This is a genomic window from Comamonas sp. C24C, from assembly GCF_053345995.1.
In genome coordinates this window covers 4,040-12,238 of the sequence record NZ_JBKFBC010000002.1, presented here as the reverse complement: position 1 = coordinate 12,238, position 8,199 = coordinate 4,040, and the positions used below count along the sequence as shown (strand labels likewise).

General features: G+C 62.4%; 8 protein-coding genes. 3 read left to right on the top strand and 5 right to left on the bottom strand.

Annotation, left to right across the window (positions count from 1 at the left end; all coding sequences use genetic code 11):
- Nucleotides 1-168 precede the first annotated feature (168 nt).
- The 3 genes from ACLBXN_RS03855 to lapB all read left to right on the top strand — a co-directional run bounded on the left by ACLBXN_RS03855 (nt 169) and on the right by lapB (nt 2,081).
- On the top strand, nt 169-489 hold the full coding sequence (locus tag ACLBXN_RS03855) for an integration host factor subunit beta (RefSeq protein WP_043006739.1): 321 nt from the start codon (nt 169-171) through the stop codon (nt 487-489).
- A gap of 109 nt (nt 490-598) precedes the next feature.
- A complete protein-coding gene (locus ACLBXN_RS03850; protein ID WP_003057146.1) occupies nt 599-934 on the top strand; it encodes a LapA family protein in 336 nt (111 codons plus the stop codon).
- Nucleotides 924-2,081 (top strand): lipopolysaccharide assembly protein LapB, encoded by a 1,158-nt coding sequence (lapB, locus tag ACLBXN_RS03845; RefSeq protein ID WP_211455637.1) that lies wholly within the window; start codon nt 924-926, stop codon nt 2,079-2,081. Before ACLBXN_RS03850 ends, lapB begins: the two co-directional genes overlap by 11 nt.
- Nucleotides 2,082-2,145: 64 nt before the next feature.
- On the opposite strand, the gene ACLBXN_RS03840 is transcribed toward lapB, so the two are convergent.
- From ACLBXN_RS03840 to ACLBXN_RS03820, 5 genes are all read right to left on the bottom strand, one after another.
- The gene (locus ACLBXN_RS03840) at nt 2,146-3,339 is read right to left on the bottom strand and encodes an MFS transporter (protein ID WP_447611199.1); all 1,194 of its coding nucleotides are present in this window, start codon (nt 3,337-3,339) and stop codon (nt 2,146-2,148) included.
- The gene (gene rmuC, locus ACLBXN_RS03835; protein WP_447611599.1) at nt 3,336-4,946 is read right to left on the bottom strand and encodes a DNA recombination protein RmuC; all 1,611 of its coding nucleotides are present in this window, start codon (nt 4,944-4,946) and stop codon (nt 3,336-3,338) included. The genes ACLBXN_RS03840 and rmuC overlap by 4 nt, the downstream gene beginning before the upstream one ends.
- Before the next feature lie 278 nt (nt 4,947-5,224).
- On the bottom strand, nt 5,225-5,632 hold the full coding sequence (locus ACLBXN_RS03830) for a tautomerase family protein (RefSeq protein WP_343679334.1): 408 nt from the start codon (nt 5,630-5,632) through the stop codon (nt 5,225-5,227).
- Nucleotides 5,633-5,771: 139 nt separating this feature from the next.
- Nucleotides 5,772-6,749, bottom strand: coding sequence for a 2-hydroxyacid dehydrogenase (locus tag ACLBXN_RS03825; protein ID WP_447611198.1), 978 nt, complete (start codon nt 6,747-6,749; stop codon nt 5,772-5,774).
- 62 nt (nt 6,750-6,811) lie between these two features.
- Nucleotides 6,812-8,194 (bottom strand): sodium:proton antiporter, encoded by a 1,383-nt coding sequence (locus ACLBXN_RS03820; protein WP_447611598.1) that lies wholly within the window; start codon nt 8,192-8,194, stop codon nt 6,812-6,814.
- Nucleotides 8,195-8,199: the final 5 nt, after the last annotated feature.

Here is an 8,199-nt window from a genome sequence, read left to right as displayed (position 1 = left end):
ACGCTGGTACCACCAGCCTGGGCGCTCTGCTGCGCGCCAAGCTGGACGCTGACAAGTAAATCTTGCATCAGCCGGTCAGCCAGCTCGCCTGGCTGACCGCCAAGCGTCAAAGACAACGGGCGCCCTGTGCGCCCGTTGTTGTTTTCAACCTAGAGCCTCCGCTACCCGATGACCCGATCCGATCTCGTCGAAGAACTTGCCGCCCAATTTGGCCAACTCAACCAACGTGATGCCGAGCAGGCCGTCAAAACCATTCTGGATGCTGTCAGCGATGCCCTGGTGCGCGGTCACCGTATCGAAATTCGCGGCTTTGGCAGCTTTGCCATCAATCACCGCCAGCCCCGCATAGGCCGCAACCCCCGCTCGGGCGAGTCCGTTCAGGTTCCTTCCAAGCGCGTTCCTCATTTCAAGCCCGGCAAGGCCCTGCGCGAAGCCGTGGACAATCTCAAGGCCGACGACTCCGCTGCCCAGCAGCCTCAGACCGCCTGAAGTCCTTAGGCACCGACAGCCCAATCAGGGCTGAGCATGCCGCCGTTTGCCAGTCCACGCATAGGCTGGCCTAAAATCTTCCCGTCACACAAGGCGCATAAAGGGAAGCATGAAATACCTGCTGTGGCTGCTCAAGGCAGCCATTTTTTTCACTCTGTTCGCATTCGCACTCAACAACCAGCAAGACGCCACCGTGCATTTCTTCTTTGGCACGGCCTGGACCGCACCTCTGGTGCTGGTGGTTCTGGCAGCTTTTGCGCTGGGCCTTTTTGTCGGAGTGCTGGGCATGGTGCCACGCTGGCTCAAGCATCGCAGCGCAGCGCGCGAAGCACAGGCCACTCAACAGGCACCGAACACCGCAGCCAATGCCACCAGTGCAGCACCTGCGGTGAAGGAACAGAACTCTTCTTCGATCATTGCGCCGGGCGACGTGCATGGAATTTAACCTGACTTGGATTTTGCTGGGCCTGCCTGCAGCCTTTGTGCTGGGCTGGCTGGCCTCCCGCTGGGATTTGCGCCAGGTGCGCGCCGACAACCGCCAGGCTCCCAAGGCGTATTTCAAGGGCCTGAACTTTCTGCTCAACGAGCAGCAGGACAAGGCCATCGATGCCTTTATCGAGGCCGTACAGAACGACCCCGATACCACCGAGCTGCACTTTGCCCTGGGCAATCTGTTTCGCCGCCGCGGCGAATACAACCGTGCGGTGCGCGTCCACGAGCATCTGCTCAGCCGCGCCGACCTCACCCGCCCCGACCGGGACCGTGCCCAGCATGCACTGGCACAGGACTTTCTCAAGGCAGGTCTGCTGGACCGCGCCGAGGAGGCTCTGAACCGCCTGGAAGGCACGCAGTACGAAGGCGAGGCACGCCTGGCACTGCTGGCCATTTACGAGCGCTCTCGCGACTGGGCCCAGGCAGCGGCCATCGTGCGCAAGATGCAGGCCGCAGGCCAGGGAGACTTCAGCACCCGCCTGGCCCACTATCTTTGCGAAGATGCGCAATCTCAGGTGGCCCATGGCCAGCTCGACAAGGCTTTTGCGCAGCTGCAGCAGGCCCTGGAGACGGCTCCGCAAGCTCCGCGCCCCCGACTGGAGCTGGCCCAGCTCCAGCATCGCCAGGGCCGGTCCGTGCAGGCTTTATCCAGCCTTCAGGCTCTGGCGCAGAACAGCCCCGCAGCCCTGCCCCTGGCCGCCAGCCTGCTGGTGGAAGTGGCCGAAGCAACGGGCGCGCTCGCCGAGGCTCGCGATCTGCTGCTCAAGCACTATGCGCAAGCACCCTCGCTGGATCTGCTGCAGGCACTGGTCGCCCTGGACCAGAAAAGCGGCGATGCGGCAGCGCCCGGCCGCCAGCGCCTGGTCCAGCATCTGGAGCATGAGTCGTCCCTGGTGGCGGCCGCCCAATGGCTGGAAGGCGAGACCCTGACCGAAGAGCAGTACCATGCCACCGTGCAGAAGGCGCTGAACCATGCCACCAAGCCCCTGACCCGCTACCGCTGCGCAGCCTGCGGCTTTGAAGCCCGCACCCATTTCTGGCATTGCCCCGGCTGCCAGAGCTGGGACAGCTATCCGGCGCGCAGGGTCGAAGAGCTGTAAACGCACTTCCAGAAGACAAAAGAGCGCCCAGGGCGCTCTTTTTTAATGCAAGCAGCCGGCCTGTTTAATGGCCACCCCACTCATCAGACGGCATATCCTGCTTGCCGATCAGCCAGGGCAGGCGCGAGGACACGCCGACCAGCGCCCCCACCGCCCAGAACAGGGCCGAGACACCAACCACCGTGCCGAGCGAGCCGAACAGCACCGGCATCAGCACGCTGGAGCCGTTGATGGCCATCATGCGCAATCCCAGCGCCTCGCCATGGCGCTCGGGTGGCGTGATCTGATGAATCATGCTCATCACCATGGGTTGCACCGATCCCAGTACCACGCCCAGCAAGACCGAACAGGCGCCCATGCTCCAGGCACCGGGCATGAAGGGGTAGGCGATGAACAGGGCGTATGCGGCAACCATGGCGCCCAGCACCACTTGCGATTCGGCCATATGGCGCGTGATGATGGGCATCAAAAGGCGGATCACGGCCGCAGCGATCGCAAAAGCACCCAGGATGCTGCCGATCACCGAGGCAGGCAGTCCGCGTTCGTGACCCAGAATGGGCACGACAAAGGTATGCACATCCCAGCAAGAGGAAAGCGCCCAGTTCAGCAGCAACAAGCGCCTGAAGCCCCGGTTCTGCACCAGGTCCCAGGCCGTTGCCTTCTGGTTCGCGCTCTCGGTCTGCAGCGCCGGCAGCTCCTGCACCGTTCTCGCCCAGAACCAGGCCGCCAGAGGCATCAGGGTCAGCAGCAGGAAGGCGGCCCTGAAGCCCGTCGTGCTGGCCGCTTCTCCGCCTGCATAGTCGATCAGCAGCCCGGCCGCAAACGGTCCCAGAAAGTTGGAAATGGCCGGGCCAATCGCCAGCCAGCTAAAGACCTTGCGCAACTCGTCCTTGTTGTGTGCCATGCGCCCCACATGGCGCTGCAGGGCGATGAGCGCCATGCCGGCTGCGCCGCCCGTCAGCAAAGCGCTCAGGCACAGCACCGGATAGATCGGGAACAGCACGGCCACTCCCGCTCCGGAACATGCAGCCACCACACTGATGATGAGCGGGCGCTTGAGCCCGTGACGGTCCGCATAGCGGCCCGCGGGCAGCGACAGAAACACCTGGGTCAACGCGAACAGCGCCAGCAGCATGCCGACCGCGGCTGCGCTATAGCCCTCCTTGAGCGCCAAAAGCGGCGTGGCCATGCGCATTCCGGTCATGGTGCCGTGGATACAGACTTGCGCAAGGATCAGGCGCAGCAGGGCCGCATTCATTCTTCGTCCTCGCTGGCTGTCTGATCGCCTCCAGGCGATGTGGCTGGAAACAGAGGCTGCTCCTGCCCGGCTTCATTCGGCAGCTCCTGCACATTGCGCAAATGGCGCTGAATGGCGCGCGTGCGCACACCCACCTGATCGAACTTGCGCGCAGCGGCATCGATGGACTTGCGCGTGGCCTCCACCACTTCGCCGAACTTGCCGAACTCGGTCTTGACCTGACCGAGCACGCCCCAGACTTCGGAGGAGCGCTTCTCGATCGCCAGCGTCTTGAAGCCCATCTGCAGGCTGCTGAGCATGGCGGCCAGATTCGCGGGACCGGTAATCACGATGCGATGCTCGTTCTGCAGCGCCTCGACCAGGCCCGGACGGCGCAGCACTTCGGCGAACAGGCCCTCGGTGGGCAGATACATGACAGCGAAGTCCGTGGTGTGCGGCGGCGCGATGTACTTGCTCGCGATCTTTTTGGCCTCGCCGCGAATCGATGTCTCGAAGGCATTGCCCGCCGCGACAATGGCCACACGATCTGCGCTGTCCTGCGCATCCTGCAGGCGCTGGTAATGCTCGACCGGATATTTGGCATCGATGGGCAGCCATACAGGCTGCTCGTCGTTGCGCCCCGGCAGCCGGATGGCGAACTCGACCAGCTCATCGCTGTCAGGCACGGTCTTGACGTTTCTGGCGTACTGCTCGGGCGTGAGCACATTGTCGATGATGCTGCCCAGCTGCAGCTCGCCCCAGGTGCCACGCGACTTCACATTGGTCATCACGCGCTTCAGATCGCCCACGCTGCCCGCCAGGGTCTGCATCTCGCCCAGACCCTTGTGCACCTGCTCCAGCCGGTCGCTGACCAGCTTGAAGGATTCCCCCAGACGCTGCTCCAGCGTGGCATGCAGTTTTTCATCGACGGTGCGGCGCATCTCGTCGAGCTTGAGGGCGTTGTCGCTCTGAATCGTGGCCAGGCGCTCGTTGAGCGTTGCACGCAGCTGCTCGGCCGTGGTCTGCTGGCCCTGCGTCAGTGCAGCCAGCTGCTGGCTCACCGCGTCCTGCAACACGGCAAACTGATGACGCAGCTGCTCGCCATTGCTGCCCAGCTGATCCTTGAGCGCAGCACCCATATTGGTACTCATATGCGTGAGCTGGTGCTGGATATCACCCTTGAGCGAGTCCAGCGTGCCACGTGTGGTCTCCGCCAGTGCCTCGAAGCGCTGCTGGACATGGACGGCCTGCTCTGCACTGCTTTGGGTCAGTGCCGCGCGCGCTTGCTGGCTGTCGGCCGTCAGCCGCTGCGCAAGCTGGGCAACTTCTTCACGAAAGGACGCTAGTGTCGCCGTCTGCTCGCGCCGCGCGGCCAGCGCATCCTGCTGGGTCTGGGCCAGATGGGTCTGCACATGCTGGGTGACACGGTCCAAGGCGCCATCACTCTTGGCCACCGTCATCTGGGTGCTCTGGCTGCTGCGCTCCAGTTGCTGCAGCCTGACATCCAGCGCCTGCAATCCCTGTAGCAGCTGGGCTTGCAGCCTCATCGCATCAGGGCCAAGAGCCAGCTCCGTCTGACGGCGCAGCCCCTGCAGCCACCACAGCAGCACCAGAAGCAGGGCCACCATCAATGCGGCCACCGCCGCCAACCCAAGCCACCACGTAGTCACCGTCTTGCCACGCCTTTCTCACTCTTGTTTTCATAGCTAGAAGCGCTTTCCAGCAAAGCGCTTCAGGCTTTTTTACATCGAAAACTCGCAGCCAGCATTGCAGACTGAAGTTTGCAAGCACTAGCGCGCAGGCAAATTATCAGTCCTCAGAGCCACGAAAAATCCAATGCAGACAAAAGTGCTGCTCCCGGTTGCAGCCTTGGCGACAGCGAGGCTGCAATCGGTTGATGCAGGAATCAGGCGTCGGGGCCGACCTGCTGGGCAATGGCCATGGCGAACTTGCCACCGCCCACCGACCAGTCGGAATAGTCGTTTTCGTGCGTGAAAATGAACACATCGTTGGGGGCCACACCCGCATCTTTTTCCAGATTGGCGGCGATATGGGCGTAGAGGGAACGCTTCATGGCATCGCTGCGGCCACGACGCATGGTGATCTCCACCACCACCACACGGTCCGAGCGCTGGTAGCCGTTGAAGGTGCGGCTGAAGAAGAACTTCTGCTCGTCATAGTCATCGACCATGTTGAACAACTCATCGGCAGGCATGCCGATGCCATCGATCAGGGCCTGATGAATCCCATTGACGATGGCCTGGCGCTGGGCGGGCGTGGTGTCCTTGTGGACGCTGGTGCGGATAAAAGGCATTGCTGTCTCGCTTGAAATAAGAAAAGCCCGCTGCGCGTTCACACGCCATGCGGGCAGAAATTATCAAAGCCGAAAAAGCACTCAGATCACGCATCCGCCCTCAAACTGATGTGACGAGAGCCGACCTAATGGAGACGCATCAGCCAAGCTGATTGACGGGTGTCAACGGCCCCTTACCAGCCAGAAAGGAGGTCAGATTGTCCGCCGCCAGCCCAGCCATGGCCGTACGCGTGCCCTTGGTGGCACTGGCGATATGGGGTGTCAGCACCACATTCGGCACCGTCAGCAGCTCGGGATGCACGGCCGGCTCTCCTTCGAACACATCCAGCCCCGCTGCGGCAATGCGTCCGTCTTTCAGCGCCTGGGCCAGCGCCGCATCATCCACGATGCCGCCGCGCGCGATATTGATCAGCGTGGCCGTGGGCTTCATCTGGGCTATTTCTGCCGCGCCTATGGTGTGGCGGTTTTCGGGGGTGAACGGCAGCACCAGCATCAGGTGGTCCGCACGTTCGAGCAACTCCTGCTTGCCGACATAGCTGGCCTTGCACTCGGCTTCAAGTCCAGCATCCAGACGCGAGCGATTGTGATAGATCACCTCCATTCCGAAGCCGTAGGCCGCACGACGCGCAATTGCCTGACCGATGCGGCCCATGCCGAGAATGCCCAGCGTGCTGCCATGCACCTCGGCACCGGCAAACAGGTCGTAATGCCAGTCCTTCCAGAGCCCGGCACGCAGATAGTGCTCGCTCTCGGTAATGCGGCGCGCCGTGGCCATCAGCAACGCAAAGCCGAAATCGGCCGTAGTCTCTGTCAGTACATCGGGGGCATTCGTGCCCTGCACGCCTGCGGCCGTCATCGCGGGCACGTCGAAATTGTTGTAGCCCACCGCCATATTGGCCACGATCTTGAGTTGCGGACAGGCGGCCAGCAACTCGGCATCGATGCGCTGCGAACCCGTGGTCAGCACGCCATCCTTGCCCTGCAACTGCTGTGCCAGCTCGGCTTGCGACCAGACCACATCGTCCTGATTGGACTGCACTTCAAAGTGCTGCTGCAGCCGCTGCACCACCTCGGGTGAAATGGCACGGGCGATCAGAATGCGAGGCTTGTTGCTCATCGTTGTTTCCTCTTCAATTGATGGGTGATGGCAGCACTACTGCCAGGCCGCGCTTTCACGGCCTATAGAAACCAGATCCAGGTGATCAGCACCAGCAGCGGCACCAGCACGCAGACCGACCAGAGCATGTAGCCGAAGAAGCCCGGCATCTTCACGCCGCGATCTTCGGCAATCGCCTTGACCATGAGATTGGGCGCATTGCCGATATAGGTATTGGCGCCCATGAAAACAGCACCGGCGGAGATGGCTGTCAGCGTCAGCGCCATATCGGTCATGAGATGCGCCGGATCACCGCCTGCGGTATTGAAGAACACCAGATAGGTAGGAGCATTGTCGAGGAAGGAAGACAGCAGGCCCGTGGCCCAGAAATACATGGCCGGGTTGGGCGTGCCATCGGCATTGGTAACGGCTCGTACCACGGCACCGAACGGCCCCTCGGCACCCGCCTTGAGCATGGCAATGACGGGGATGATGGTCAGGAAGATACCTGCGAACAGTTTGGCCACTTCCTGCATGGGCCCCCAGCCGAACTCGTTGGCCCGGTGCACGCGGGCTGGCGTGAGCTTGAGCGACAGCAGCGCTACGGCCAGCAGGCCCAGATCGCGCACAAGACCGGGCAGACCGACATGGGTGCCGGCAATCTCGAAGCCAGCGGGAGTGCGCCAGATGCCGCTGACCAGCACCAGAGCCACCACCACCATCAGCAGCACAAAGTTCACGCGGCCTTCAAAGCCCAGGCGGCTTTGAGCGCCGGTCGCGTCCATGCTGGGCGTTGGATCCGGCAGATCGGTCTCACCCTTATGCCCCATCAGCCTGTGATCTATCACATAGAAGACGGCGAGCAGCGCCAGTGTGAGGAACAACATCGGGCCCCAGATGTGGCTCACCGTCCAGAAGAAGTCCACCCCCTTTAGAAAGCCCAGGAACAGCGGCGGATCTCCGAGCGGTGTCAGTGCACCCCCGGCATTGGAGACGATGAAGATGAAGAACACCACCACATGGGCCTGATGACGGCGGTTGTCGTTGGCGCGCAGCAAGGGGCGGATCAGCAGCATGGAAGCTCCTGTCGTACCCATGAAGCTGGCCAGCAGTGCTCCAATGGCCAAAATGGCGGTATTCAGCCCCGGTGAACCGCGCAGATTGCCTCGCACATAGATGCCGCCAGCCACCGTATACAAGGCAGTCAGCAGGATCACGAACGGCAGATACTCGGCCAGCAGGGCATGCACCAGATTCATGCCCGCTGCGCCCGGCCCGTAAACCAGGGCAAAAGGCAGCATGAAGGCCAGCGCCCAGCCGGCGGTGACCTTGCCGAAATGGTGATGCCAGAATTGCGGCAGCAGCAGCGGCATCAGCGCAATCGACAGCAACATGCCCACAAACGGTATGCCCCAGGCGACGGACATGGCCGCGCCATCGATCTCTGCGGCTCGCGCAGCGCCCACCGCCA

Excerpts from the sequence above, each read along its gene's own strand:
- ACLBXN_RS03850 (WP_003057146.1), top strand. The coding sequence starts at position 599 with ATGAAATACCTGCTGTGGCTGCTCAAGGCAGCCATTTTTTTCACTCTG.
- ACLBXN_RS03855 (WP_043006739.1), top strand. The coding sequence starts at position 169 with ATGACCCGATCCGATCTCGTCGAAGAACTTGCCGCCCAATTTGGCCAA.
- ACLBXN_RS03840 (WP_447611199.1), bottom strand. The coding sequence starts at position 3,339 with ATGAATGCGGCCCTGCTGCGCCTGATCCTTGCGCAAGTCTGTATCCAC.
- lapB (WP_211455637.1), top strand. The coding sequence starts at position 924 with ATGGAATTTAACCTGACTTGGATTTTGCTGGGCCTGCCTGCAGCCTTT.
- ACLBXN_RS03825 (WP_447611198.1), bottom strand. The coding sequence starts at position 6,749 with ATGAGCAACAAGCCTCGCATTCTGATCGCCCGTGCCATTTCACCCGAG.
- rmuC (WP_447611599.1), bottom strand. The coding sequence starts at position 4,946 with ATGGTGGCCCTGCTTCTGGTGCTGCTGTGGTGGCTGCAGGGGCTGCGC.
- ACLBXN_RS03830 (WP_343679334.1), bottom strand. The coding sequence starts at position 5,632 with ATGCCTTTTATCCGCACCAGCGTCCACAAGGACACCACGCCCGCCCAG.